Origin of the sequence: Cellulomonas telluris (assembly GCF_004886325.1) — a bacterium.
In the GTDB taxonomy this organism is placed as follows: domain Bacteria; phylum Actinomycetota; class Actinomycetes; order Actinomycetales; family Cellulomonadaceae; genus Cellulomonas; species Cellulomonas telluris.
On sequence record NZ_QXFN01000104.1, the window covers coordinates 1 to 523 of the forward strand.

At 73.6% G+C, this 523-nt stretch carries 1 protein-coding gene; it reads left to right on the forward strand.

Annotated features, from left to right (window positions below; genetic code table 11):
* The coding region (locus tag FB586_RS18940) for an MFS transporter (protein ID WP_136520874.1) at nucleotides 1–523 on the forward strand (523 nt) is incomplete at both ends.

The window sequence follows — 523 nt, forward strand, 5'->3', positions numbered from 1 at the left end:
ACCTCGCCCTCTGGGCGGGACTCGCCACGGCACTCACGGCGATCAACCTGCGCACCGCGGTCACCGGCTTCAGCCCCCTGCTGGAGATCATCGGCTCCGACCTCGGTTTCGGGCTCGCGCTGGCCGGCCTGCTGGGCACGGTCCCGGCTGCGGCGTTCGGTGTCTTCGGCTTCATGGCGCCGGTCGTGACCCGCAGGTACGGCCTCGAGCGCACCGCCGCGGTCGCCCTCGGCCTGTCGGCCGTGGCGCTCGCCCTGCGAGCCTTCGCCACCTCGCCCGCGCTCCTCGTCATGGCCACCGTCCTCGCGCTGGCGGGGATCGGCGCGACGAACGTCGTGATCGTCCCGCTCATCAAGGCCTGGTTCCCCGACCACATCGCGGCCTGGACCTCGTCGTACCTCCTGCTCCTTCAGACCGGACAGTTCGTCGCCCCCCTCCTGGCGGTCCCGGTGGCCGAGGCCGCCGGCTGGCGCGTGTCGATCGGCGTGTGGGCCGTGCCCGCCGTGCTGGCCGCCGCGGTGTG